24 protein-coding genes are annotated in these 25,682 nt (G+C 65.9%); 19 read left to right on the top strand and 5 right to left on the bottom strand.

Annotated elements, in window-relative coordinates; translation table 11 throughout:
- The first annotated feature begins 16 nt into the window (after positions 1 to 16).
- The 15 genes from ASF77_RS21380 to cysM all read left to right on the top strand — a co-directional run bounded on the left by ASF77_RS21380 (position 17) and on the right by cysM (position 15,141).
- Positions 17 to 577: a DUF2059 domain-containing protein gene (locus tag ASF77_RS21380; RefSeq protein ID WP_229445538.1), complete on the top strand. Its 561-nt coding sequence runs from the start codon at positions 17 to 19 to the stop codon at positions 575 to 577.
- Positions 578 to 619: 42 nt separating this feature from the next.
- Positions 620 to 1,708: a 3-phosphoserine/phosphohydroxythreonine transaminase gene (gene serC / locus ASF77_RS21375; protein WP_056344458.1), complete on the top strand. Its 1,089-nt coding sequence runs from the start codon at positions 620 to 622 to the stop codon at positions 1,706 to 1,708.
- A gap of 193 nt (positions 1,709 to 1,901) precedes the next feature.
- Entirely contained in the window at positions 1,902 to 2,972 is a 1,071-nt protein-coding gene (pheA, locus tag ASF77_RS21370; RefSeq protein WP_056344455.1) for a prephenate dehydratase, read from the top strand.
- 23 nt (positions 2,973 to 2,995) lie between these two features.
- Positions 2,996 to 4,099 (top strand): histidinol-phosphate transaminase, encoded by a 1,104-nt coding sequence (hisC, locus tag ASF77_RS21365; protein ID WP_056344453.1) that lies wholly within the window; start codon positions 2,996 to 2,998, stop codon positions 4,097 to 4,099.
- A complete protein-coding gene (locus ASF77_RS21360; RefSeq protein ID WP_200934219.1) occupies positions 4,100 to 5,005 on the top strand; it encodes a prephenate dehydrogenase/arogenate dehydrogenase family protein in 906 nt (301 codons plus the stop codon). It abuts the gene before it with no gap.
- Positions 5,002 to 6,339, top strand: a complete 1,338-nt coding sequence (aroA, locus tag ASF77_RS21355; protein WP_056344448.1) for a 3-phosphoshikimate 1-carboxyvinyltransferase — start codon at positions 5,002 to 5,004, stop codon at positions 6,337 to 6,339. Before ASF77_RS21360 ends, aroA begins: the two co-directional genes overlap by 4 nt.
- A 48-nt stretch (positions 6,340 to 6,387) precedes the next feature.
- Positions 6,388 to 7,050: a (d)CMP kinase gene (gene cmk / locus ASF77_RS21350; RefSeq protein ID WP_056344446.1), complete on the top strand. Its 663-nt coding sequence runs from the start codon at positions 6,388 to 6,390 to the stop codon at positions 7,048 to 7,050.
- A 121-nt stretch (positions 7,051 to 7,171) separates the two neighbouring features.
- On the top strand, positions 7,172 to 8,878 hold the full coding sequence (rpsA, locus tag ASF77_RS21345) for a 30S ribosomal protein S1 (protein ID WP_082493974.1): 1,707 nt from the start codon (positions 7,172 to 7,174) through the stop codon (positions 8,876 to 8,878).
- 21 nt (positions 8,879 to 8,899) lie between these two features.
- Positions 8,900 to 9,205, top strand: a complete 306-nt coding sequence (locus ASF77_RS21340; protein ID WP_056344442.1) for an integration host factor subunit beta — start codon at positions 8,900 to 8,902, stop codon at positions 9,203 to 9,205.
- A 245-nt stretch (positions 9,206 to 9,450) separates the two neighbouring features.
- Complete coding sequence (locus ASF77_RS21335) at positions 9,451 to 9,759, top strand: lipopolysaccharide assembly LapA domain-containing protein (RefSeq protein WP_056344438.1); 309 nt, start codon at positions 9,451 to 9,453, stop codon at positions 9,757 to 9,759.
- Positions 9,760 to 9,788: 29 nt separating this feature from the next.
- Positions 9,789 to 10,964, top strand: a complete 1,176-nt coding sequence (lapB, locus tag ASF77_RS21330; protein WP_056344436.1) for a lipopolysaccharide assembly protein LapB — start codon at positions 9,789 to 9,791, stop codon at positions 10,962 to 10,964.
- A 62-nt stretch (positions 10,965 to 11,026) separates the two neighbouring features.
- Complete coding sequence (gene rfaE1 / locus ASF77_RS21325) at positions 11,027 to 12,004, top strand: D-glycero-beta-D-manno-heptose-7-phosphate kinase (protein WP_056344432.1); 978 nt, start codon at positions 11,027 to 11,029, stop codon at positions 12,002 to 12,004.
- Between the two features lie 214 nt (positions 12,005 to 12,218).
- Positions 12,219 to 12,590 carry a helix-hairpin-helix domain-containing protein gene (locus ASF77_RS21320; protein WP_056344427.1) on the top strand — a complete coding sequence of 124 codons (372 nt, stop codon included), beginning with the start codon at positions 12,219 to 12,221 and terminating at the stop codon, positions 12,588 to 12,590.
- 121 nt (positions 12,591 to 12,711) lie between these two features.
- Positions 12,712 to 14,097, top strand: a complete 1,386-nt coding sequence (locus tag ASF77_RS21315) for a M28 family peptidase (RefSeq protein ID WP_056344424.1) — start codon at positions 12,712 to 12,714, stop codon at positions 14,095 to 14,097.
- 141 nt (positions 14,098 to 14,238) lie between these two features.
- Positions 14,239 to 15,141: a cysteine synthase CysM gene (cysM, locus tag ASF77_RS21310; protein ID WP_056344421.1), complete on the top strand. Its 903-nt coding sequence runs from the start codon at positions 14,239 to 14,241 to the stop codon at positions 15,139 to 15,141.
- A gap of 118 nt (positions 15,142 to 15,259) precedes the next feature.
- Here the strand turns inward: cysM and ASF77_RS21305 are convergent, their stop codons facing one another.
- The 5 genes from ASF77_RS21305 to ASF77_RS21285 all read right to left on the bottom strand — a co-directional run bounded on the left by ASF77_RS21305 (position 15,260) and on the right by ASF77_RS21285 (position 21,167).
- Positions 15,260 to 15,604 (bottom strand): hypothetical protein, encoded by a 345-nt coding sequence (locus ASF77_RS21305; protein ID WP_056344418.1) that lies wholly within the window; start codon positions 15,602 to 15,604, stop codon positions 15,260 to 15,262.
- Between the two features lie 442 nt (positions 15,605 to 16,046).
- The gene (gene mltB, locus ASF77_RS21300) at positions 16,047 to 17,252 is read right to left on the bottom strand and encodes a lytic murein transglycosylase B (protein ID WP_056344414.1); all 1,206 of its coding nucleotides are present in this window, start codon (positions 17,250 to 17,252) and stop codon (positions 16,047 to 16,049) included.
- Positions 17,249 to 19,261 (bottom strand): DUF3488 and transglutaminase-like domain-containing protein, encoded by a 2,013-nt coding sequence (locus tag ASF77_RS21295; protein WP_056344410.1) that lies wholly within the window; start codon positions 19,259 to 19,261, stop codon positions 17,249 to 17,251. Before ASF77_RS21295 ends, mltB begins: the two co-directional genes overlap by 4 nt.
- Positions 19,258 to 20,238 (bottom strand): DUF58 domain-containing protein, encoded by a 981-nt coding sequence (locus tag ASF77_RS21290; RefSeq protein ID WP_056344406.1) that lies wholly within the window; start codon positions 20,236 to 20,238, stop codon positions 19,258 to 19,260. The genes ASF77_RS21295 and ASF77_RS21290 overlap by 4 nt, the downstream gene beginning before the upstream one ends.
- Positions 20,239 to 20,246: 8 nt before the next feature.
- Positions 20,247 to 21,167 carry a MoxR family ATPase gene (locus tag ASF77_RS21285; RefSeq protein ID WP_056344401.1) on the bottom strand — a complete coding sequence of 307 codons (921 nt, stop codon included), beginning with the start codon at positions 21,165 to 21,167 and terminating at the stop codon, positions 20,247 to 20,249.
- A 186-nt stretch (positions 21,168 to 21,353) separates the two neighbouring features.
- Here ASF77_RS21285 and ASF77_RS21280 point away from each other — a divergent pair, with 186 nt between their 5' ends.
- The 4 genes from ASF77_RS21280 to ASF77_RS21265 all read left to right on the top strand — a co-directional run bounded on the left by ASF77_RS21280 (position 21,354) and on the right by ASF77_RS21265 (position 25,667).
- Positions 21,354 to 22,286 (top strand): histone deacetylase family protein, encoded by a 933-nt coding sequence (locus ASF77_RS21280; RefSeq protein WP_056344398.1) that lies wholly within the window; start codon positions 21,354 to 21,356, stop codon positions 22,284 to 22,286.
- A gap of 186 nt (positions 22,287 to 22,472) precedes the next feature.
- Complete coding sequence (locus tag ASF77_RS21275; RefSeq protein WP_229445537.1) at positions 22,473 to 23,351, top strand: hypothetical protein; 879 nt, start codon at positions 22,473 to 22,475, stop codon at positions 23,349 to 23,351.
- Positions 23,341 to 24,603: a choice-of-anchor X domain-containing protein gene (locus ASF77_RS21270; protein WP_156648972.1), complete on the top strand. Its 1,263-nt coding sequence runs from the start codon at positions 23,341 to 23,343 to the stop codon at positions 24,601 to 24,603. The genes ASF77_RS21275 and ASF77_RS21270 overlap by 11 nt, the downstream gene beginning before the upstream one ends.
- A 179-nt stretch (positions 24,604 to 24,782) precedes the next feature.
- Positions 24,783 to 25,667: a hypothetical protein gene (locus ASF77_RS21265; RefSeq protein WP_229445536.1), complete on the top strand. Its 885-nt coding sequence runs from the start codon at positions 24,783 to 24,785 to the stop codon at positions 25,665 to 25,667.
- The last annotated feature ends 15 nt before the right edge of the window (positions 25,668 to 25,682 follow it).

The raw sequence follows: 25,682 nt of genomic DNA, 5'->3' as shown, positions 1-25,682 counted from the left end.
AAGCGGAAGGTGGATGATGAAACGTCTCGTTGCAACGATGTGCGCGCTGGCCTGGTCGGCAGCGGCGCTGGCCCAGGCGCCCGCGGCGGGGACTCCCGCCATCGCGCAATCCGCGCAGTCCGCGCAGCACCTTCAACACGTGCGCGAGCTGCTGACGGTCATGAAGTACCGCGAGCATCTGGTCGCGCGCCTGCAGCAGACGGCCAACGCCATGCCTCAGGCCGTGCTGCAGGCGCAGACGCTCCGGATCAACGGCAATACGAAGCTGACCCAGGAGCAGAAGAAGGCCGAGCTGGCCATCGCGGTCAACGACAGCCAGAAGAACGTCCAGGCGGGCCAGCGCATGCTGTCCGATCCGAAGCTGGTGGACGACATCATGGAGCGCGTCGTGCCCATGTATGCGCGCCAGTTCACGCCGGCCGAGATCGACGAGCTGCTGGTCTTCTACAAGAGCCCGGCCGCGCTGAAGCTGCAGGGACTGCTGCCGCAGCTGACGCAGGAAGTCAATCTGGTGATCCAGGACGAAGTGAAGGAGCGCCTGGCCTCCGTCATCCCGAAAGACGCGCGGCGCAAGTAAGCCGCAACGGAACAGCCAACATTAACAGGAGCAGGCAAGCCAGTGACCCAGGTATTCAATTTCTCGGCCGGCCCGGCGGTGCTTCCGAAGGAAGTGCTGCAGCAGGCAGCGAGCGAAATGCTCGACTGGCACGGCAGCGGCATGTCGGTGATGGAGATGAGCCATCGCGGCCCCGAATTCATCTCGATTTATAAACAGGCCGAAGCCGACCTGCGCGAACTGCTGGCCGTGCCGGCCAACTACAGGATCCTGTTCATGCAGGGTGGGGGATTGGGCCAGAATGCAATCATTCCGCTGAACCTGCTGGGCCGCGTGCGCCAGCCCGCGACGGTCGACTTCATCCACACGGGATCATGGTCCGGTAAATCGATCAAGGAAGCGGCGCGCTATGCGCAGGTGAACGTGGCCGCCTCCAGCGAGGCCGCCGGTTTCACGACAGTGCCGCCGCCCGACACCTGGAAACTCAGTGCCGATGCGGCTTACCTGCACGTCTGCACCAACGAGACCATCGACGGCGTCGAGTACAACTTCGTGCCGCAGGCGCCGGCCGGCGTGCCGGTCGTCGCCGACATGTCCTCGCACATCCTGTCGCGTGTCATCGACGTGTCGCAGTACGGCGTGATCTTCGCCGGTGCGCAGAAAAATATCGGCCCGGCCGGCCTGACGCTGGTAATCGTGCGCGAAGACCTGCTCGACTACGCGCTGCCGACTTGCCCGTCCGCCTTCCACTGGAAGAACGTGGCCGAGCACGACTCGATGTTCAACACGCCGCCGACCTATGCGATCTATATCGCCGGCCTGGTGTTCGCGCACCTGAAGGCGCAAGGCGGCGTCGCGGCCATGGAGGCGCGCAACATCGAAAAGGCGCGCCTGCTCTACGCGGCGCTCGATGCCGACGATTTCTACAGCAACCGCGTGGACGTTTCATGTCGCTCACGCATGAATATTCCGTTCTATTTACGCGACGAATCATTGAATGAACAATTCCTGGCCGGCGCGAAGGCGCGCGGGCTGCTGCAGCTGAAGGGCCACAAGTCCGTCGGGGGTATGCGGGCGTCCATTTACAATGCGATGCCGGTCGAAGGGGTGCAGGCCCTGGTCGATTATTTGAACGAGTTTGCGGGGCGGTAGGGGTGGGCGAGGCCAATGGCCTCGCCCACGGTTTCACCGGGCACTCCGTGCCCACGCCTGATGCTCGCATGGTGTTGACCGGGTTTTTCGTAAAACGTGGCCAACACCATGCGACGTTTGCGCGTGGGCACGGGGTGCCCACCCTACGGTGCACACCCGCCAACAAACGAATAGCAGCCATTGATTAGCTAACATGACAGACAAACTCACCCCCCTGCGCGAACAGATCGACGCGATCGACGCCCAAATCCTCGACCTGCTGAGCCGCCGTGGCCGCATCGCCCAGGAAGTCGGCCACGTGAAGGCCGAGACCGACGCCCCCGTGTTCCGCCCCGAGCGCGAAGCGCAGGTGCTGCGCGGCGTGGCCGAGCGCAATCCCGGCCCGCTGAAGAACGAGGACGTGCAGACCATCTTCCGCGAAGTGATGTCGGCCTGCCGCGCACTCGAAAAGCGCGTCACCGTCGCCTACCTCGGCCCGGCCGGTACCTTCAGCGAGCAGGCCGTCTATGCGCAGTTCGGCAGCGCCGTCGCAGGACTGCCTTGCGCCTCGATCGACGAGGTCTTCCGCGCCACCGAGGCCGGTACCGCCGACTTCGGCGTGGTGCCGGTCGAGAACTCGTCCGAGGGCGCGATCAACCGCACCCTCGACCTGATGCTGGCGACGACGACCGTCATCTCCGGCGAAGTCTCGATTCCCGTGCACCACAGCCTGATGAGCAAGACCGGCAGCATGGATGGCGTGAGCGTGGTCTGCGCCCACTCGCAGGCACTGGCCCAGTGCCAGGTCTGGCTGAACCTGCACCACCCGCACGTCGAGCGCCGCGCCGTCGCTTCCAACGCCGAGGCGGCCGTCATGGCCAGCCGGGATCCGAGCGTGGCCGCGATCGCCAGCGAGATGGCGGGCCAGCAGTATGGCCTGGGCGTGGTGCAGGCCCATATCCAGGACGACCCGCACAACCGCACGCGTTTCGTCGTCATCGGCACCCTGCAAACCAACCCGTCCGGACGCGACCGCACCTCGCTGGTGCTGGCCGTGCCGAACACCGCCGGCGCCGTGTACAAACTGCTGGCGCCGCTCGCGACCCACGGCGTGTCGATGACGCGCTTCGAGTCGCGTCCGGCGCGCATCGGCACCTGGGAGTACTACTTCTATGTCGACGTCGAGGGCCACCGCCAGGATGCGGCCGTCGCGCGGGCGCTGGAAGAACTCCACGGGAATGCCGCCTTTTTCAAGCTGCTGGGTTCCTACCCGGTCGGCCTCTAATTTTTATTCCTGAGAACAGCCCCATGTCGAAATTCGGTCCAGAGTACGTTCGCGCCATCGCCCCTTACCAGGCAGGTAAACCCATTGCTGAAGTCGCCCGCGAGTTCGGCTTAGATGAAGCCAACATCGTCAAGCTCGCTTCCAACGAAAACCCCTTCGGCGTACCCGAGTCGAGCAAGGCCGCGATGGCGCAAGCCGCCGCGGATCTGGGCCGCTACCCGGATGCCAACGGCTTCGAACTGAAGGCGGCGCTGGCGGCGCGCTACGACGTGCCGGCCGACTGGATCACGCTGGGCAACGGCAGCAACGACATCCTGGAAATCGCCGCCCACGCATTCGTGCAAAAGGGCGAGTCGGTCGTCTTCTCGCAGTATTCCTTCGCCGTGTACGCGCTGGCGACGCAAGGCGTGGGCGGGCGTGCGATCGTCGTCCCGGCCGTGAAGTATGGCCACGACCTGGACGCGATGGCGGCCGCCATCGAAGACGACACCCGCCTGGTGTATGTCGCCAACCCGAACAACCCGACCGGCACCTTCATCGGCGCGGAAGAGATCGAAGCCTTCCTGCAGCGCGTGCCCGCCAATGTCATCGTCGTGCTGGACGAGGCCTACAACGAATACCTGGCGCCCGAGCACCAGTTCGAGTCCGCCAACTGGGTGCGCAAGTACCCGAACCTGGTCGTCTCGCGCACCTTCTCCAAGGCCTACGGCCTGGCCGGCCTGCGCGTCGGCTTCGCCATCGCCCAGCCGGACGTCACCGACCTGATGAACCGCATCCGCCAGCCCTTCAACGTCAACTCGCTGGCCCAGGCAGCGGCGATCGCGGCGCTGAACGACAAGGCCTTCCTGGAAAAGGGCGCCCGCAACAATGCCGAGGGTTACAAGCAGATGACGGCCGCCTTCGAGGAGCTGGGCCTGGAGTACGTGCCGTCCTTCGGCAACTTCGTGCTGGTGCGCGTGGGCGAGGACGACGGCGCCGGCGCCCGCGTCAATCTCGCCTTGCTCAAGCAGGGCGTGATCGTGCGTCCGGTCGCGGCCTATGGCCTGCCGCAGTGGCTGCGCGTGTCGATCGGCCTGCCGCAGGAGAACGCCACCTTCATCGAGGCGCTCAAGAAGGCGCTGGCTTAAATGCTGGGCAAGGTCGTCGTCGTCGGCGTCGGGCTGATCGGCGGCTCGTTCGCGCTGGCCCTGAAGGCGGCCGGCGCGGCGCGCCAGATCGTCGGCATGGAGCGCTCGCAGGAGGCGCTGGCACGCGCGCTGGAACTGGGCATCGTCGACAGCACCACCGATTCCTTCGAAGATGCGCTGGCCGGCGCCGACCTGGTGCTGGTCGCCGCGCCGGTGGCACAGACCGGAACCATTCTCGCTGCGCTGGCGCCCTACCTGGACGTGGGCACGGTGGTCACCGATGCCGGCAGCACCAAGGCCGACGTGGTGGCCGCCGCGCGCGCGGCGCTGGGCGGCAAAGTCAGGCAGTTCGTGCCGGCGCACCCGATCGCCGGGCGCGAATCGAACGGCCCGGATGCGGCGCTGAGCGACCTTTACCAGGGCAAGAAAGTCGTCGTCACGCCGCTGCCGGAGAACGCGGCGGGCGACGTCGGCCTGGTGGCGGCCGCCTGGCGCCTGTGCGGCGCGCTGATCCATACGCTGGCGCCGGAAGAGCACGACCAGGTATTCGCGGCGGTGAGCCACCTGCCGCACCTGCTCGCCTTTGCCCTGGTCGACGACATCGCCAACAAGCCGCATGCGGATCGCCTGTTCCAGTACGCCGCCAGCGGCTTTCGCGACTTCACGCGCATCGCCGGCTCCTCGCCCGAAATGTGGCGCGACATCAGCCTGGCCAACCGCGACGCGCTCCTCACCGAGCTCGATGCATATCTGGCACAATTGACAGTATTGCGCGCACGCCTCGCCGCGAACGACGGGCCGGGGCTGGAAGCCATCTATACGAATGCGCAGCGCGCCCGCCGGGCATGGAGCGAGGCCATCGAGACAGCCGAGCCTCCAGCCCCGACTCAGGAAGAGCCAGAATGACGCAGCAAAAACCGAAGCACTACCCGCAGCACATCGACCTCGAGCCCGTCATGCACGTCGAGGGCACGGTGCGCCTGCCGGGTTCGAAAAGCATCTCGAACCGCACGCTCCTGCTGGCCGCGCTGTCCGAAGGCACGACCACGATCCACGACCTGCTCGCTTCCGACGACACCATGGTGATGCTGGGCGCGCTGCGCTCGCTCGGCATTGGATGGGACGAGGTCGACGAACGCACCGTCGTCGTACACGGCAATGGCGGCACTCTGCCCAACCACGAGGCCGATCTGTTCATGGGCAATGCGGGCACCGCGATCCGGCCGCTCACCGCGGCCCTGGCCGTGATCGGCGGCGACTACACCCTGCACGGCGTCTCGCGCATGCACGAGCGTCCGATCGGCGACCTGGTCGACGCATTGAACGAGATCGGCGCCCAGATCGAGTACACGGGGGAGCAGGGCTTTCCGCCGCTGCGCATCCGCCGCGGCCACATCCATGCCAACCGCCTGTCGGTGCGCGGCAACGTGTCGAGCCAGTTCCTCACGGCCCTCCTGATGAGCGCACCGCTGATGGCGCGCGGGCATGCGGTGACGATCGACGTCGTCGGCGAACTGATTTCGAAGCCGTATATCGAGATCACCCTGAACCTGATGCGCCGCTTCGGCGTGTCGGTGGAGCAGAACGGCTGGGCCTCGTTCACCGTGCAGCCGGGCCAGAAGTATGTGTCGCCGGGCAGCATCCACGTCGAGGGCGACGCTTCCTCGGCGTCCTACTTCCTGGCGGCGGGCGCAATCGGCGGCGGGCCGGTGCGGGTCGAGGGCGTGGGCTTGAACAGCATCCAGGGCGACGTGCGCTTCGCCGACGCGCTCGAACGCATGGGCGCCCAGGTGACGCGCGGCGAGAACTGGATCGAAGCGCGCGGAACCGGTGTATTGAAGGCCATCGACGCCGACTTCAACCATATTCCGGATGCGGCGATGACGATCGCGGTGGCCGCGCTGTACGCCGACGGCCCCAGCACGCTGCGCAACATCGCCAGCTGGCGCGTGAAGGAGACCGACCGCCTGGCGGCGATGGCGGCCGAGCTGCGCAAGGTCGGCGCCGAGGTGGAGGAGGGCGCGGACTACATCCGCATCACCCCGCCCGAGGAGCTGCTGCCGGCCACGATCGATACCTACGACGACCACCGGATGGCGATGTGCTTCTCGCTGGCCGCCCTGGACGGCAAGGCGCGCCGCGGCAACGCCATGCGCATCAACGACCCGAAATGCGTCGCCAAGACCTTCCCCGATTACTTCGAAGCGTTCGCCAGCATCGGGCGCAACGAATTATTTTAACGACGTATTCTTGAACACCGCGCCCGGCGCAAGCAAGAGGTAAAAACAATGCCCAATTCCCACATCCCCGTCATCACCATCGACGGCCCGACCGCATCCGGCAAGGGCACGGTCGCGGCGCGCGTCGCCGGCCGGCTCGGCTATCACCTGCTCGATTCGGGCGCGCTCTATCGCCTGACGGCCCTGTCCGCCATGCGCGCGGGCGTCTCGCTCGACGACGAAGCGGCGGTGGCGCGGCTGGCGCAGGAACTGCCGGCCACCTTCGCCGACGGCGACATCTTCCTCGATGGCGAGGAGGTGGGGGCGCTGCTGCGCGCCGAGGAAGTCGGCAACAGCGCCTCGAAGATCGCGGCCTTTCCCGCCGTGCGCCAGGCGCTCTACGCCCTGCAGCTGGGCTTTCGCAAGGCGCCGGGACTGGTGGCCGACGGGCGCGACATGGGCACCGTCATCTTCCCGAACGCGCGCCTGAAAGTGTTTCTGACGGCCAGTGTCGAAGCGCGGGCTGAGCGGCGATATAAGCAATTGATTGACAAAGGATTTTCTGCTAATATGGAAGGTCTGCTGGCTGATTTGCAGGCGCGCGACGACCGCGATACCCATCGCACCGTCGCCCCGCTGGTACCGGCAGAAGGCGCGTACATCCTCGACACGTCGGACATGACGGTCGACGAGGCGGTGGAGCAGGTGCTCCACTGGCAGAATTTGCTGTAACGCGCTGCTGTAGTTTGTTTTGGTGTTCGTGATGGCGAATTGGCCCGCGAACGTTGTTTCAACCTGACCCAGTTCAGAATCGCACCATCGACGGTCCTGCTGGCTAACATGTAAATAACCTATGTCTACTGCAACCAACCAAGATACCGGCATGGAAAGCTTTGCCGCCCTGTTCGAAGAGTCGCTGTCGCGTCAAGACATGCGCTCGGGCGAAGTCATCTCCGCTGAAGTCGTGCGCCTGGATCACAACTTCGTGATCGTCAACGCCGGCCTGAAGTCGGAAGCTTTCATTCCGGTCGAAGAATTCAAGAATGACCAGGGCGAACTGGAAGTCCAAATTGGCGACTTCGTTTCCGTGGCCATCGAATCGCTGGAAAACGGTTTCGGCGATACCATCCTGTCGCGCGACAAGGCCAAGCGCCTGGCATCGTGGCTGGCTCTGGAAAAAGCAATGGAATCGGGCGAGATCGTCACCGGTACCGTCAACGGTAAAGTCAAAGGCGGCCTGACCGTCCTGACCAACGGCATCCGCGCATTCCTGCCGGGTTCGCTGGTCGACACCCGTCCGGTCAAGGACACCACCCCGTTCGAAGGCAAGACCCTGGAATTCAAGGTCATCAAGCTCGACCGCAAGCGTAACAACGTCGTCCTGTCGCGCCGCGCCGTCATCGAAGCTTCGATGGGCGAAGAGCGCCAGAAGCTGATGGAAACCCTGAAAGAAGGCACGGTCGTCACCGGCGTCGTCAAGAACATCACCGACTACGGCGCGTTCGTGGATCTGGGTGGCATCGACGGCCTGCTGCACATCACCGACCTGGCATGGCGTCGCGTGCGTCACCCGTCGGAAGTGCTGTCGGTTGGCCAGGAAATCACCGCCAAGGTCCTCAAGTACGATCAGGAAAAGAACCGCGTCTCGCTGGGCGTCAAGCAGCTGGGCGACGATCCATGGACCGGCCTGTCGCGTCGTTACCCGCAAGGCACCCGCCTGTTCGGTAAAGTCACGAACCTCACCGACTACGGCGCGTTCGTCGAAGTCGAGCAGGGCATCGAAGGCCTGGTGCACGTGTCGGAGATGGACTGGACCAACAAGAACGTCGCTCCGAACAAGGTCGTCCAGCTGGGCGACGAAGTCGAAGTCATGGTTCTGGAAATCGACGAAGAGCGTCGCCGTATCTCGCTGGGCATGAAGCAGTGCAAGGCGAACCCATGGGACGACTTCGGCATGACCCACAAGAAGGGCGACAAAGTCCGTGGTTCGATCAAGTCGATCACCGACTTCGGCGTGTTCATCGGCCTGCCAGGCAACATCGATGGTCTGGTGCACCTGTCGGATCTGTCGTGGACCGAAGCCGGCGAAGAAGCCGTCCGCCGCTTCAAGAAGGGCGACGAGCTGGAAGCCGTCGTGCTGGCGATCGACGTCGAGCGCGAGCGTGTCTCGCTGGGCGTCAAGCAGCTCGAAGGCGACCCATTCAACAACTTCGCCGCACTGAACGACAAGGGTTCCCTGGTCACCGGTACGGTCAAGTCGGTTGAGCCGAAAGGCGCCGTCATCGCCCTGAACGAAGAAGTCGAAGGCTACCTGCGCGCTTCGGAAATCTCGCGCGACCGCGTGGAAGATGCCGGCACCCACCTGAAAGTGGGCGACAAGGTCGAGGCACTGGTCATCAACATCGATCGCAAGGCTCGCAGCATCCAGCTGTCGATCAAGGCGAAAGACAGCGCTGACACCCAGGAAGCGATGAGCAAGCTGTCGAACGACAGCAGCGCCGCATCGGGCACGACCAGCCTGGGCGCACTGCTCAAGGCCAAGTTCGATAATAAGAACTAAGTCCCTGCCTGAGGCGACCAGATGACCAAGTCCGAGCTGATTGCACGACTGGCTGAGCGTTATTCTCAGCTGGTCGCCAAGGATGCGGAGTACGCAGTCAAGACCATCCTCGATGCGATGACCAACGCCCTGGCGACCGGGCAGCGCATCGAGATCCGTGGTTTCGGCAGCTTTGCGCTGAACAGCCGTCCGCCCCGCATCGGCCGCAACCCGAAGTCCGGCGACAAGGTGATGGTGCCCGAAAAACGGGTGCCCCACTTCAAGCCGGGCAAGCAGTTGCGCGAACGGGTCGACGCGATGGTCGGGCAACCGATCATCGAAGACTGAAGTCGTCTGCCACGTGCAGGCACAGAGAACGGCGTCCTCGGACGCCGTTTTTTTATGTCGGTGTGCGTGCAATGGTGGGCACGGGGCGCCCACCCTACAGCTGCGTGGCTGATCTCGTGCTGGCTGGACGCGTGGGCACGGGGCGCCCACCCCGTCTAGCGCCCGCAAAACACCCATCAATTTTGAAATAAACGAGCAGATATGCGACACTGCGCCTTTGCAGACCGCCCCCGGCAGAACACCCGATGAAATTCGTTTCCACCATCGCAGGCATCATCCTGTTCGTCCTGTTTTTCGGCTTCGCGCTGAAGAACACGCAGGAAGTCGACCTGAACTTTTTCCTCGGCTACGAGCTGCGGGGCCCGCTCGTGCTGATGCTGCTGGCGTTTTTCGTGGCCGGCGCCGCGCTGGGCATCCTGGCGATGTCGCCGACGGTGTTCCGCCACCGGCGCGAAGCCGCGCAGCACAAGAACACCGTACAGGCCCTGCAAAGCGCCGCCGGCACCGGCAGCGCCCAACCGGCCGCCGATGCCGTCGCGGTCGCGCCGCACTGAGCGCCCCTCTCAACCAAGAATAACAATCCATGGAATTTGAAACCTGGTGGCTCCTCGCCGTCCCCGTCTTCTTTGGCCTCGGCTGGATCGCCGCCCGGGTCGACATCAAGCAGATCCTGTCCGAATCGCGCACCCTGCCGCGGGCCTATTTCAAGGGCCTGAACCTGCTGCTGAACGACCAGCCCGATAAAGCGATCGACGCTTTCATCGAGATCGTCACGCTCGACCCGGAAACGGCCGACATGCACTTCGCGCTTGGTAACCTGTTCCGCCGCCGCGGCGAGATCGAGCGCGCTATCCGCGTCCACCAGAATCTGCTGGCGCGTCCCGACCTGCCGCTCGAGCAGCGCACGCAAGCCCAGTACGAACTCGGCATGGACTACCTCAAGGCCGGCCTGCTCGACCGCGCCGAGGAAACCTTCAACGGCCTGGTCGACGGCAGCTACAGCGTCCAGGCCCAGCGCGCGCTGCTGGAAATCTACCAGCGCGAAAAGGAGTGGAGCCGCGCCATCGAGGCGGCCACCGGCCTGCAATCCTCGGGCGCCGGCGCGCGCCAGAAGGAAATCGCCCAGTTCTATTGCGAGCTGGCCCAGGACGCCCTGGTGCGGACGGATTTGCCCGACGCATTGGCGCTGCTCGACAAGGCCCTGCACGCCGACCGCAACAGCGTGCGCGCCACCATGCTGCTGGGCGATGCCATGCTGGCCCAGGGCGACGTCGAAAGCGCGATCAGCACCTGGAAGCGGGTCGAGCAGCAGAGCGTGCCGCACGTGGCGCTGGTCGCGGGCCGCCTGATGGACGGCTACCGCCGCGTTGGCCGCCCGCAGGAAGGCGTCAACTTGCTGCGCTCGTATCTGGCCGAAGCCTCGTCGATCGACCTGATCGAGGTCGTCTTCAAGGCCGTGATCGAACTCGACGGCGTCGACGCCGCCAAGCAGCTGGTGCTGGACGAGCTGCGCCGCAACCCGACCTTGCTGGGCCTGGACAAACTGCTGGAAGCGCGCCTGATGGACGCGCCGGCCCATATCTGGGAAGAGCTGTCGATGGTGAAGAACCTGATCCACGGCTATACGGCGAAGCTGGCGCGCTACCAGTGCGGCCATTGCGGCTTCAAGGCGCGCCAGTACTACTGGCAATGCCCGGGCTGCAGCCGGTGGGAGACCTACCCGCCGCGGCGTACCGAAGAACTCAATGTGATGAACTGAACACGGCAAACAAGACGCCGCGTTCCGCGTGGGCATGCCCACCCTACAGCAAGCAAACGACGATGACGAATGCAACCCCAAGCCGCCTGCTCGATGGCGCTGATTATCTTCATACCGCCGCCCCGCGCCTGGACAACGTGCGCATGCTCGTCGTCGGCGACGTCATGCTCGACCGCTACTGGTTCGGCGACGTCTCGCGCATCTCGCCCGAAGCGCCGGTGCCGGTGGTGCGTATCGAACGGCGCGAGGAACGCCTGGGCGGCGCCGCCAACGTGGCGCGCAACGCCGCCGCGCTGGGCGCCCACAGCGGCCTGCTCGGCGTGGTCGGCAAGGATGAAGCCGGCACCCAGGTCGAGACCCTGCTGAACGACTCCAGCATCCACAGCTACCTGCAGCGCGACGCGGCGATCTCCACCATCATCAAGCTGCGCGTCATCGGCCGCCAGCAGCAGATGGTGCGCATCGACTTCGAGGACGCGCCGACCGAGACCGTCCTGCGCGACAAGCTCACCCAGTTCAAGGCGCTGCTGCCGGACTACGACGTGCTGATCTTCTCCGACTACAACAAGGGCAGCCTGGTCAACGTCGCCGAAATGATCCGCGCCGCGCGCGAAGCCGGCAAGATCGTGATGGTCGATCCGAAGGGCGACGATTTCTCGCCCTACGCCGGCGCCAGCATGCTCACGCCGAACAAATCGGAGCTGAAGCGCATCGTCGGCAGCTGGAAGAGCGAGGAGCAGCTCACCGAAAAGGCGCAGGCGCTGCGGGTCGAGCTGGGACTGGAGTCGCTGCTGCTGACGCGTTCGGAAGAGGGCATGAGCCTGTACACCGGGCAGGAAGTGCTGCACGTGCATGCCGACGCGCGCGAAGTGTTCGACGTCTCGGGCGCGGGCGACACGGTCATTGCGACGATGGCTGCGATGCTGGGCGCGGGCGCGCCGCTGGATGTGGCGCTGGCCACCGCAAATCGGGCCGGCGGGATCGTCGTCGGCAAGCTCGGCACCGCCACCGTTACGCGCGACGAGCTCTTTCCGGGTTGAGTAGGGTGGGCATGCCCACGCGTTACGCGCGGTCGCCGGTCGAAACGACGAATGTAATCCGCACACTCTACAACGCGGGCATGCCCGCCCTACGTTACGCGACCGCCAACGGTACTTGATCCGCCTCAACCGCACCACGTCAACACTCTCCACCCAGCCGCGTTAAGCGCGGATGGCCGGCACCCGCCGTCCCTTACCCGAATGGAGACTTTTGATGATCAAGAAACTGATGCTTGCCATTGCCGCGCTGGTCGCTTCGACCGGCTTCGCGTTCGCCCAGGTCGACGTCAACAAGGCCGATGCCGCCGCCCTCGATGGCGTGAAGGGCGTCGGGCCGAGCATGTCGAAAGCCATCCTGGACGAGCGCAGCAAGGGCGAGTTCAAGGACTGGGCCGACCTGCAGAAGCGGGTCAAGGGCATCGGCGACAAGAAGGCGGCCAAGCTGTCCGAAGCCGGCCTGCAGGTGAACGGCCAGGGCAAGGAAGGCGCCAGCGCGGCTGCCAAGCCGGAGAAGACCGCCAAGGCGAGCAAGGAAACGAAGGAAACCAAGGCCAAGCCGGCCGAGGGCGCCAAGGCCGCAATGTAGGGAACACAGCGGGCGGCGACGTTGGCCGTTCCGCCCAGGAATATTTGCATGTAAAGACTGTAACAAGCGGGGGCGGCATGAGAAGATAGAGAATCGAAAAGCAACGATTCCAAGGACACTCATGCCTCGCCTGCGTCACGCTACCCCTATCATTGCCGGCCTCGTCGCCGGCCTGTTCGCTTCCGCCTCTTTCGCCGCACCGGCCGCACCTGCTTCGCCCGACGTCTCGCGCCGCCAGCCGCAGATCGACAAGATCGTCGCCGAGATTTCGCCGAAGCGCATCGAGAACTACGTGCGCAAGCTGGTCAGCTTCGAGACTCGCCACACGATGTCGGACACGACTTCCGAGACGACCGGCATCGGTGCCGCGCGCCGCTGGATCAAGGCCGAACTCGAGCGCTGCGGCGCCGGAACAAGCCTGCAGGTCGCATTCGACAGCCACATCGCCCCCGTTTCGGCGCGCATCTCGCGCCCGACCGAAATCGTCAACGTCGTTGCCACGCTGCCGGGCACCCAGGACGCCTCGAAGGAGCGCCTGTACGTCGTCAGCGGCCACTATGACTCGCGCAACACCGATGTGATGGATGCGGTCGGCAAGGCGCCGGGCGCCAACGACGACGCCTCGGGCACCGCCGCCGTCATGGAAATGGCCTGCGTGATGGCCAAGCACAAGTTCGATGCGACCCTCGTCTTCATGACCGTCGCCGCCGAGGAGCAGGGCCTGCTGGGCGCCGGCCACTGGGCCAAGCAGGCGCGCGCCAACAACCTGAACGTCGCCGGCATGTTCACCAACGACATCATCGGTAGCTCGCGCGCCGACGACGGCCGCGTCGACAACAAGCAGGTGCGCCTGTTCGCGCAAAGCATCCCGGCCACCAAGGAAATGAGCGACGCCGTGCGCCAGCTGGTCGCCACCGGCGGCGAGAACGATTCGATCTCGCGCCAGCTCGCACGCCATACCAAGGAGCAGGGCGAGCGCTACGTGAAGGGTTTCAAGGTCAGCGTGATCCAGCGCCACGACCGCTACCTGCGCGGCGGCGACCACATGCCCTTCCTGGAGCAGGGCTACGCCGCGCTGCGCTTCACGGAGCCGAACGAGGACTTCTCGCACCAGCACCAGAACCTGCGCACCGAGAACGGTAAAGTCTACGGCGACCTGACCGAGTTCGTCGACTTCGACTACACCGCCAAGGTGGCCAAGGTGAACGCCGCCGCGCTCGCCTCGCTGGCCCTGGCGCCGGCCGCACCGAAGGACGTCAAGGTGCGCACCGACAAGCTGGTGAACGATTCGACCCTGGTGTGGCAGGCGAATCCGGAACCGGACGTCGCCGGCTATCGCATCGTCTGGCGCGAAACCACCGCCGCCGGCTGGCAGGGTTCGAAGTTCGTCGGCAACGTGACCGAAGCCACGGTCAACCTGTCGAAGGATAACTACTTCTTCGGCGTGCAGGCGGTGGACAAGGACGGCAACGTCAGCGTCGCGACGTATCCGGCGCCGCTGCGCTGATTCGTAGTCGCAGTTTGGGGTGGGCGATGCCATTGGCAGCGCCCACCCCTACGATCCATCACCGTCTCGACTCGCCCCTCCCCATACGCGCTCTCCCATCCCGGTTTAGAATGGCAGCTTAAAGAACTGCAAGAGAGAAGCATGGCCTACAAAACCATCGAAGATACGATCGGCAACACGCCGCTGGTGCAACTGGTGCGCGTGCCGGGCGCGGATGCCGCTGCGCGCAACAACATCATCCTGGGCAAGCTCGAGGGCAACAATCCCGCCGGTTCCGTGAAGGATCGCGCCGCGATGTCGATGCTGAAGAACGCCGAGGCGCGCGGCCAGATCAAGCCCGGCGACACCATCATCGAGGCGACCTCCGGCAATACCGGCATCGCCCTCGCCATGGCCGCCGCGATCCGCGGCTACAAGATGATCCTCTTGATGCCGGATAACCTGTCGATCGAGCGGCGCCAGAGCATGGCCGCGTACGGCGCCCAGATCGTGCTGACGCCGAAGACCGGCGGTATGGAATACGCGCGCGACATGGCCGACCAGATGCAAAAGGAAGGCAAGGGCATCATCCTCGACCAGTTCGCGAACCAGGACAACCCGCGCGCCCACTACGAAACGACCGGGCCGGAAATCTGGCGCGACACCGAAGGCCGCGTCACCCATTTCGTCAGCGCCATGGGCACGACCGGCACCATCATGGGCGTCTCGCGCTACCTGAAGGAACAGAACGAGGCCGTGCGCATCGTCGGCGCCCAGCCTGAAGAGGGCTCGTCGATCCCCGGCATCCGCAAATGGCCGCAAGCCTACCTGCCGAAGATCTACGACAAGGCACGCGTGGATCAGGTGGAGAACGTGAGCCAGGCGGCCGCCGAGCAGATGGCGCGCCGGCTGGCGGCGGAAGAGGGGATTTTCTGCGGCATCTCGGCCGCCGGTGCCTGCGAAGTGGCGCTGCGCATTTCGCAGACCGTGGAGAACGCGACGATCGTGTTCATCGTCTGCGACCGCGGCGACCGTTATCTGTCGACTGGCGTGTTTCCCGCCTGAGGGAGAGAAACGACCATGACAAAAGGGGCGATCGCATCGCCCCTTTTTTTCGTGCCCTGTTTCTACCGAAGCACGTTCACGTCCCGCGCAGCCGTGGCCGCGCGAGAATGCGTGAGTATTACTCGCCGCTCGATGCCGAAGGCGATGCGCCTTCTTTCGGCTTGAACTGCTTGTCGCTGATGCGGAACTTGTTGCGGCGGTCGCCCATCAGGTAGCGCAGGTCGCGGATCGACAGGTCGCTCACTTCGTGCATACGGATCAGGAGCGATGCGCCGACCGGCAGGCGGTGGTGGCGAATCTTCGAGATCACCGGCGGCGCCACTTCCAGGGCGCGCGACAGGGCAGCGTCGTTCTTCAGGCGCAGGTTCTCGATCAGGGTGTCCAGCAGGCGGTTCGGATTGTATTGCAACAGTTCATCCGACTCCGCGTCGCTGCTCATATCAATGCCGACTTGGTTTGTCATGATTTCAAATATTCCTATTGTGGGTTGTCGGAAAGCTGCTTGCGGCGTTTCGATTCCGGAAGTTCTTTCTCAAAAATCTACTCAATTGTACAACTAAATTCGGCTCTAGTACTTATGAGCAATAGAATTCGGTGCGAAGCCTCGGCTCTGTTGTCTAATCGCAACAATAGCCGCAATGCAATTCTCTCACAAACTCACTGAAAAAATAATTGTTTTTTAATTAAATTCGAGTGTAGAGGAAACAGAAGTTGCGCGCCGCACGTTTCAGAATGATATGTCTGAATACTAACAATAACGGGAGTATGCAGTAGCCGCAAATGTTTCCATAGAGTACAGAAACCGGGCGAGCACGGATACCCCTGGGGAGTACCCGCCGTGAGGAGCGCTGCCCAGAGGAAAAGCGGCGGCAGCGCTGTTACAACTTGTTACAACATTTCTATCTCTATAAGCCCTGTGTTGCCCGCGTCTCGCGTACGGCGCGGCCCAGGTCAATGACCGACATGGCATAGAAATAACTGCGGTTGTACTTGGTGATTGCAAAGAAGTTATCGTTCGCCACCCAGTATTCGGTCGCCTCGGCGCCGTTTTGCAGGTCGACCAGGCCGTACAGACGGTCGCTCGGGAGGGCCACGGGCGCCACGACGCCGGCGGCCGCCAGCTCGTCGGGACGCAGGCTGGCCGTCAGGCCGCGTTCGAGCAGCAGTTCCCAGGCGCGGTGCGCGGCGACATCTACGGGAATCGCATGCGGGCCGGTGTCGCTCGGCTTCCAGCCATGCTCGACCAGGAAGTTGGCGACGCTGCCGATGGCATCCGATGTCGAGCCGCGCAGGTCGATGTGGCCGTCGCCGTCGAAGTCGACGCCATACTTGAGGATATTTCCCGGCATGAACTGCGGCATGCCGACGGCGCCGGCAAAGGAACCCAGCAGCGTGAACGGGTCGATGTTCTCGTGGCGGGCCAGCAGCAGGGCGTTTTCCAGCTCGGCACGGAAGAAGACGCTGCGCGCTGCCTTGTTCGGCGCTTCCGGATAGGCAAAGGCGAGGGTGGTCAGCGTATCGAGCACGCGGAAGCGCCCGGTGTCGCGGCCATAGATGGTCTCGACGCCGATGATGCCGACGATGATCTCGGCCGGCACGCCATAGGTCGCCTCGGCACGCGCCAGCGCGGCGGCGTTCTCGTTCCAGAAGCGCAGGCCGGCGTTGATGCGGATCGGCTCGATGAAGCGCTCGCTATAGGCCTGCCAGTTCTTCGGCTTGCCTGGCGGGGCAGGTTTGACCAGCTGCACCGCCGATTCGACGAAGCGCACCTGGCGCATCTGTGCCTCCAGCGCGGCGCGGTCGAAACCGTGCTTGAGCACCATCTCGTCGACGAACTCCTGCACCGCCTGCCACTGGCTGAAATTGATTTGCTCGCCGTCGTAGTCGATGGTGGAGACCGCGGTCACCGCCGCGACGGCCGCGGCCGCAGCCAGGGCGCGGCGCGCTTTCGGGCCTTTCACGGGCGGCTTGGGTGCGCCGGCTTTGGCCTTGCCGGCCTTGGCTTTCGCGATCTTCGCTTTGGAAGGCGGGTTTTTCGCGGCGGCGCCGGCGCCATGGATCGGGAGTGCTGCGAAAATGAGTGCTGCGAGAAGTGATACGAACTGTTTCATCTAACTTGCGAAAGTAAGCGCTTCAGGGTCGCGGCCAGATGAGGGTCGTTGCGGCGCGGCGCGTAACGCCAGGCGCTATAACGGCCGAGGAACTCGGCGGCCGCGGCCTGGGCGGGCGCGGCGAGCGTGCCCGCCGCGACGATGCGCGCGCGATAGGCGCTGGGCCCCTCATCTGCCGAACGCGCCAGGCCCAGGCGGGACAGGCGCGAACACAGGGCCGAGTATAACGCATCGACCGGGTCGATTTCCCGCCGGCGCAGGAAGATTCGGACGAGCAGCAACACAGTTATCAGGGTGGCTAGCAAGACCGGCAAGCGCCAGTCGAGGAAGGAGGACTGCACGCGTTCGACCACCCCGCGCTGGCGCTGCGGCGTGTAATTGAGTACCCACTGGTTCCAGCCGTTGTTGATCGCGCCGGCCGCGTAGCGCATCTGCGCGATCCACGCGTTGCTGTCGCCGTCCATGCGCATGAAGCGGCCCAGGCCCTCGATGCCGAAGGGCGCGCGCGGCGGGATGGCGCCGTTCAGGCCGCGCCGCACCCGTTCCGGCGCCACCGCCGCGGTCGGGTCGACGCGCACCCAGCCGCGCCGCGGCAGCCAGACCTCGGCCCAGGCATGGGCGTCGGACTGGCGCACCGTCACGTAGCCGTCGAGCGGATTGCGTTCGCCGCCCTGGTAGCCGGTGACCACGCGCGCCGGCACCCCGGCCGCGCGCATCAGGAAGACGAAGCTGCCGGCGAAGTGTTCGCAAAAGCCGGCGCGGATGCCGTACAGGAAGTCGTCGACGGCGTCGCGTCCGAGCAGCGGTGGATTCAGGGTGTAGACATAATCCTCGCGCCGGAAGCTGCGCAGCACGGCCTCGACGCGCTTTGCCGGATCGCGCTCGGCGCGCAGATCCAGGCCGGCGAGCAGGGCGCGCGGATTGCTGTTGCCCGGCAGTTGCAGCCAGTGGCCGGCGTCTTCCGGCAGCCCCTGCGCCTGCAGGCGGTAGTCGAGGTGCGAGGCCATGCGGTAGCGCAGGCGCGTCTGGACCGGGAAGCTGGTCGTCAGCTCGAATTCGCCCGAGACGTTGGCGATGTTCCCGTCCAGTTCCGGCAGACGCTGCGGCATTTCGAGCGCGAACAGCCAATTCGTGTACGAGGGTTCGAGCGTGACTTCGTAATTGAGCGGCTGGCGCGAGACGCGCAGCGACAGCCCCTGCTGCGCGGTGCGCTGGCGCAGGCGCGGATCGAGCCGCGTCCAGGTGCGGCCGTCGTAGGCGCCCAGCACCGGGCCGCGCCAGTACATCTGCTCCTGGTTCGGCACCGGGCCTTCGAAGCGCACCCGGAAGGCCGGTTCGCGCGACTGCGCCAGGTTCGCCATCGTCCCCGGCGCCATGGTCTCGGACAGGCCCGAACGCGCGCTGCTGGCGTCGCCCGGCATACCCCACAACGGCCCTTCGATGCGCGGGAACAGGAAAAACAGGGCCAGGGTCACGGGCGCGGCCAGCCCCAGCATCTTCGCGCTCATCAGGAAGCGCTGGCGCAGCGGCGGCACGCTGCCGGTGAACTGGAAGCTCATCTGCGCCGTGAGCAGGGTCAGCACCGAGAGCGCCATCAAGAGCGCCGTGCCGATGCCCTGCTCGTAGAAGAAGTTGGTCAGCACCAGGAAGAAGCAGAGGAAGACGACCACGAACAGGTCGCGCCGCGCATGCATCTCCAGCATCTTGAAGGCGACCAGCAGCACCAGCATGGCCACGCCCGCATCGCGCCCGAGCAGGGTGTTGTAGCTGTGCGCGACGCCGAACATGGCGGCCGCCGCCAGCGGCAAGAGCAGCAGGCTGGGCGGCATGCGCTTGCCCTGCAGCGTGATGGCGGCGCGCCACAGCAGGGTCAGGGCGCACAGCATCGACACCCACGGCGGCAGGTGGCTGGTGTGCGGCGCCAGCACCAGCAGGGCGCCGAGCAGCAGGAGCAGGGTGTCGGCCTTGTCGCGCGGGAGGGCGGCGAAGCGCGTCAGCAGCGCATTCATGGCGCCACCTTGCCGTACAAGGCCAGCGCGCGCAGGCAGGCCGCCTGGTGGGCGACGCCGGCGGCGGCATCGACCTGTTCGGCGCCGAGGCGGAAGGCATAGGGCAGGGCGCGGCTTTCCGCTTCCAGCACCCAGCGCGTCATGCGCGACAGGCGCAACTCGAGGTCGAGCTGGGGCGGCAGCGCGCCGAGGTCGAACAGCAGTTCGGCGCGCGCGCCGCCTTCGAAATGCTTGGTGGCGAGCTGGCCGCCGTCGAGCGGGTCGAGGCGCGCGATCTGGCGCCAGGCCAGGCGCCGCAGCGGGTCGCCCGCCTGGTAGGGGCGCACGCCGGCGAAATCGTCTTCGCCTGCCTGGCCGGCGCCATCGCTGCGCGCGTTCGATGGCGCCGGCAGCGGCGGTGCGCCCTCCTCGGGGAAGGGATAGACCAGGGCGCGCGCATCCGGACGCCAGTGGCTCCAGGCGCGGAACAGCCCGAGCGGAAAGCGGGTCGACAGGGTCAGGCGCGGCGCCTCGAACCAGCCGCGCGCCTCGCTCGGCAGGGCCAGGCGCACGGTGGCGCTGCCGCCGGCCGGCACGTCGACGGCGTGGCGCGGCTCGCCGCTGCCGGCGACGTCGACCAGGATCGCGTAGCGGGCGCGTTTGGCGCTGTCGCGCAGCTGCAGTTCGAACACCGCTTCCTGGCCCGCGAACACGTCCGGCGCGCGCAGCGGCAGCAGGCGCAGGTAGGCCAGGTTGCGCCAGGTGAGCACCATGTCGACCAGCGCGCAGGACAGGGCGAGGAAGGTCAGGGCGTAGCCGAGCCCCAGGTTGTAGTTGATGGAACCGATCAGGAGCACCAGCAGCAGGGTGCCGAACCCGAGTCCGGCCTTGGTCGGCAGGATGTAGATGCGGCGCTGGCCGAGCAGCAGCTCGCCGCGGTCGACGGCGGCGCGGCGGATGCGTCCGCCCAGGACGGCGCTCAGGCTGGGAAAGGCCATGCCCGTACCTATACCGGCACCGACTTCTGCAGCTGCAGCACCAGGTCGCGGCTGGCCAGCGCCATGCCCTGCGCCGATTTCACGGGCCGCAGGCGGTGCGCGCAGACCGGCACCAGCACCGCCTGGATGTCCTCCGGCAGCACGTGGTCGCGGCCCTCGAGTGCGGCCCAGGCGCGGCCCGCCTGCAGCAGGGCGATCGCCGCGCGCGGCGACAGGCCTTCGGCGAACAGGGTGCCGGAACGTGAGGCCTGGGCCAGCGCCTGCACGTAGTCGATCAGGGCGCCGGAGGCGTGGATCGAGCGCAGCGCCTGCTGGGCCGCGATCAGTTCTTCCGGGTGCATGGCCGCCTCGATCGTGCGCAGCATGGCGCGCCGGTCTTCGCCCATCAGCAGCGCACGCTCGGCGGCCGCGTCCGGGTAGCCCAGCGATAGACACATCAGGAAGCGGTCGAGCTGCGACTCCGGCAGCGGGAAGGTGCCGACCTGGTGCGCCGGGTTCTGGGTGGCGATCACGAAGAAGGGATCGGGCAGGGGCCGGGTCATGCCGTCGATGCTGACCTGCCGCTCTTCCATGGCTTCGAGCAGTCCGGACTGGGTTTTCGGCGTGGCGCGGTTGATCTCGTCGGCCAGCAGCACCTGGGTGAAGATCGGGCCGGGGTGGAAGGCGAAGCCGTTCTTCTCGCGCTCGTAGACCGAAATGCCGGCCACGTCGGCCGGCAGCAGGTCGCTGGTGAACTGCACGCGGTTGAACTTCAGGCCGAGCGAGAGCGCGAGCGCATGGGCCAGCGTGGTCTTGCCGACGCCCGGCACGTCCTCGATCAGGAGGTGGCCGCCGGCCAGCAGGCAAGTGAAAGCGAGGCGTACCTGCTGATCCTTGCCGACCACGATCTGGCCGACCTGGCGCGCGGCCGCATGCAGTTTGTTGAACATGGTTGGGTTCCAAAGGTGATAGGTGCGGGGCAGGGGGCGGCATGGTAGATTAGCGTCATTGACAACTATTTTCTCCATGCAGCGGTGTTGTCGCCGCACCCGCGTCCGGACGATTCTATGCGAGAACGGACAAACCCGGTGTATGGCTGAGCAGCAAGCAATCAACCTGCACGGGCCCGCACGAACATGAGCACAGCCATTTACAGCCACCCCGACTGCCTGAAGCACGACATGGGCGACTGGCATCCCGAATCCCCGAGCCGCCTGCAGGCCATCGAAGACCAGCTGATCCTGGCGCGCCTGGACGGCCTGCTCGAACGGCGCCTGGCGCCGCTGGCCGAGATTCCCGCCGTGCTGCGCAACCATAGCGAGGGCGCGCTGGCGCTGGTGCGCGACCACGTGCCGAAGACGCCGGGCGAGACCTATCCGCTCGACGCCGACACCCTGCTGTGCCACGCCAGCTACGACGCGGCCCTGCGCGCGGCCGGCGCCGCCCTGGCCGCGACCGACGCCGTGATCGCCGGCGACATCGCCAACGCCTTCTGCGCGATCCGCCCGCCGGGCCACCACGCCACGCCGACCGAGCCGATGGGCTTTTGCCTCTTCAATAACGTCGCCATCGCGGCGCGCCATGCGCTCGATTCGCACGGCCTGGAGCGCGTCGCCATCGTCGACTTCGACGTCCACCACGGCAACGGCACCGCCGCCGCCTTCCGCGACGATCCGCGCGTGCTGATGGCCAGCTTCTTCCAGCATCCCTTCTATCCGTATTCCGAGCCGGAGCCGATCACGGCCACCAACGTGAACGTGCCGGTACCGGCGCGCAGCGGCGGCGAAGTCGTGCGCCAGGTGATGCAGGAATACTGGCTGCCGGCGCTGCACGCTTTCAAGCCGCAGATGATCTTCGTCTCGGCCGGCTTCGATGCCCACCGCGACGACGACATGGGCGGCATGAACCTGGTCGAGAGCGACTACGCCTGGATCACGCGCGAGATCATGGCGGTGGCGCGCGCACATGCGGGCGGGCGCATCGTCAGCTGCCTGGAAGGCGGCTACGAACTGTCGGCGCTCGGCCGCAGTGTCGTCGCACACCTGAAAGTGTTAGCGGAAATTGATTAAAGGCAAATAATCTTTGCATTTGTATTTGTGATCGGTAAAACAACGCGCAATATTCTTCCAACGCGTGTTCAATTGACTCTCTTCTAGCTCAGGCATACAGTCGGCGAAGCCGCAAGACGCGGCAACGCCTGGCTTTGCCGGCAATGGCACCGAGACAGGCGTCCATTCAATAAGAAGGAGGAGATTGTGAAGAAAGCATTACAGATGGTAATGGCGGTCTGTCTCATGGCCGCATCGAGCTTCGCAGCAGCAGCCAACTACACGCTCTGGGTCAATGGCCGCACCGGCGGCGGAGTGGTCGGCAACTACAACAGCTGGACCTACTGGGGCCCCGGCACCACGGCCGCCGGCGTCAACAAGAAGTCGGTCAACTGGGACGGCCGCAGCAGCATCGCTTCGCAGAGCGGCAAGATCCGCGACGCGCTCGACTGCTTCTGCACCGGCAACAACTGGTGTTATGTCGTCACCCACAGCGCCGGCGACCTGATGATGGGCTACACGATGGCCAATTACGGCGGCTCGGCACGCGTCAAGAAGAACGCCGTCGCCAATTCCTCCGGCGTCTGCGGCAACAGCGACGGCAGCTCGCAGACCGGCTGGAACATCAAATGGGTGCGTGCCGCCTCAGGCGCCGGCGGCGGTTCGGAACTGTCGGACGCCGGTTCCTGGACGACCTCGGAGCCGCTGGTGCAGGATCTGAAGACCTCCACCGCGCGCGCCATGTACAACCACAACACCACACGCAACGTCTGGTTTTACATGTATGCCGGCGCCAAGGGCACGGCCTATTCCGGCATCCTGCCGGGCCAGGACGACGAAGCCGTGGCCTACCACAGCACAGGCGGGGTGGCCGGCAGCGGCGGCGGTTCCTACTGCAATCCGAGCGACTGGCTGTGCAACGACCTGACGCTGGGCACGGCGGCCAACGAAGGCGGGTCGCTCAAATGGAGCTATCACTCGGTCAGCTTCCGGGACGATAGCGAAGCCTACAACCACTATGCGAACGGCAACTGGGGCGGCATCGTCGGGGTCGTGCGCAGCGCCGTGGTGAACAGTGCCCTCTGATCGTCCACAACCGGGCCGCGCGAGCGGCCGGCGGCGCTGGCTGCCGCCGGCGCTGCTCCTGGCAGTGCTGGCGGCCATCGTCTGGCTCGCCCTGCGCGGCGACGAGCAGCCGGCGCCCGCCGCCGTCGCCGTCGCCACGGATGGCGGGCAGCCGGCGCCGCAGTTCTTCGGCCAGGTCGAGGGCCAGCCGGCCCCGAGCCTGCCGGGCGAGCGCGCGCGCCAGCGCCAGCAGCTGGTCGACCAGTACGCGCTCACCGACCACACCTATTGCAGCTACCGCGAAGGCAGCATGTACCCGGCGCACTCGCAGCCGATGTCGCGCAATCCCGACCAGGCCTATCCGAACCGGCCGGTGCTGGAAACGAAACCGATGCGCGGCGACGACCGCCGCAGCAACCCCGACGTGCTGCTGCAGACCGCGCAGTCGCGCGTGTTCCTGGCGGCCGGCGAATCGGTCGTGTTTTCGCTGCGCGCGATCGAGCCGAAGGGCGCCGTGCTGCCCCTGGTCGTGACGCGCGCGATTTCCGCCGGCATCGTCACCACCGGCGCCCGTCCGACCACGCAGGTGCCATTGTCCCTGACGGACGACGGCGGCGGGCCCGACGCGGTGGCCGGCGACGGCGCCTTCACCGGCGCGCTGACGCCGCAACAGACCGGACTGGCGGGCTTTCACGGCACCATCCGCACCGAAGTGCGCTACACCGTCAACGGCAAGAACGGCGTGGCGATCTTCGACGTCATCTATTCGCCCAGGGTGCCGGCGGTCTGGGCCGGCGCGCCGCGCGAGGCGCTGGAAGACGGCTCGCTCGCCTTCATCCTGCGCGCCGAGGTGCGCACGCCGGGCCGCTATGTCGTCACCGGCCGCATCGACGACGCCAAGGGCCGCCCGTTCGCGCTGGCCACCTTCAACGAGGTGCTGGGGCCGGGGCCGAACGACATCAAGCTGGTCGCCTTCGGCAAGCTGATGCACGACGGCGCGCCCGCGCTGCCGCTGACCCTGCGCGATGTCGACGGCTACCTGCTCAAGGAAAACACCGATCCCGACCGCGAGCTGATGCCGCGCCTGGAGGGCCCGGTGCTGACCAGCCGCACCGCCTCGCTCAAGGGCGTGTCGGACGCCGAGTGGACGAGCGAAGAGCGCCAGCGCTACCTGACCGAGTTCGCGAAAGACCGCAAGGGCGCCGCGGCCGAACTGGCCAAGTTCGATCCCTCGCAGCCGCTGCCGCCGAGCGCCTGCGGGCCGGTGAAGTAGGCGTCGTCCTGGACTCGGCGCTTGCCTTGTGGGCAGCGTCGGGTCTTTTCCGCTGTTCGGTATCGTTCCGGCCACGCCGCGGTGCGCACGGTTGACCCGCCTGCCGCCATGTCACGAGAATGGCTGATCGCGGTCGGCCGTCTCGGCGTCCCACCGTAACCAGAACGATGGAGGATGACATGGGACGACCCGCGCGCCTTGCGCTTTCGCTGTGCCTGCCCGGTTTGCTCGCCGCCGGCATGGCCAGCGCCACCAACTACAGTCTCTGGATCCACGGCCGCACTGGCGGCGGCGCGATCGGCAACTACAACGACTTCAGCTATTTCGGCCCGGCCGGCACGCCGGCCGGCGTCAACAAGAAATCGGTCAACTGGGATGGCAGGAGCGGGGTGGCCTCGCAAAGCGGCATCGTCCGCAACGCGCTCGACTGCTTCTGCACTGGCGGCAACTGGTGCTATGTCGCCGTGCACAGCGCCGGCGACATGCTGATGGGCTACACGCTGGCCAACTATGGCGGCTCCGCGCGGCCGGTGACGAATGCCCAGCCGAACACGTCCGGCGTCTGCACGGCCGGCAGCGGCGGCACGCAGACCGGCTGGAACATCCGCTGGGTACGTGTGGCGGCGGGTTCGGGCGGCGGCAGCGAACTGGCCGACATCGGCGCCTGGACGACGAGCGAGCCGATGGTGCAGCAGCACAAGGTGAGCACGGCGCGCGCCCTCTACAACCACAACGACACGCGCGGCATCTGGTTCTACCGCTACGCCGGCGCGGCCGGCACCCTGTATTCGTTCGCGCTGCCGGGGCAGGACGATGAAGTCGTCGCTTACCACAGTTCGGGCGGCGCCTCGGGCAGCGGCGGCAGCTCGCTCTGCAATCCGGGCGACTGGTTCTGCAACGACCTGACCCTCGGTTCAGGCCCGAACCAGGGCGGACGGGCGAAGTGGAGTTTCCACTCGGTGGTGTTCCGGGACGACGGGGAGGATTACGGGCACTACACGGAGAGAAACTGGAGCGGCATCACCTCGCTGGTGCGCCGGGATATGGAGGCCTTGGCGCGGTAGGAATACGGTGGATGG

The organism is Massilia sp. Leaf139, assembly GCF_001424165.1.
Taxonomy (GTDB): domain Bacteria; phylum Pseudomonadota; class Gammaproteobacteria; order Burkholderiales; family Burkholderiaceae_D; genus Telluria.
Note: the sequence above shows the minus strand (reverse complement) of the source record. Positions and strands in the feature narration are given on the sequence as shown.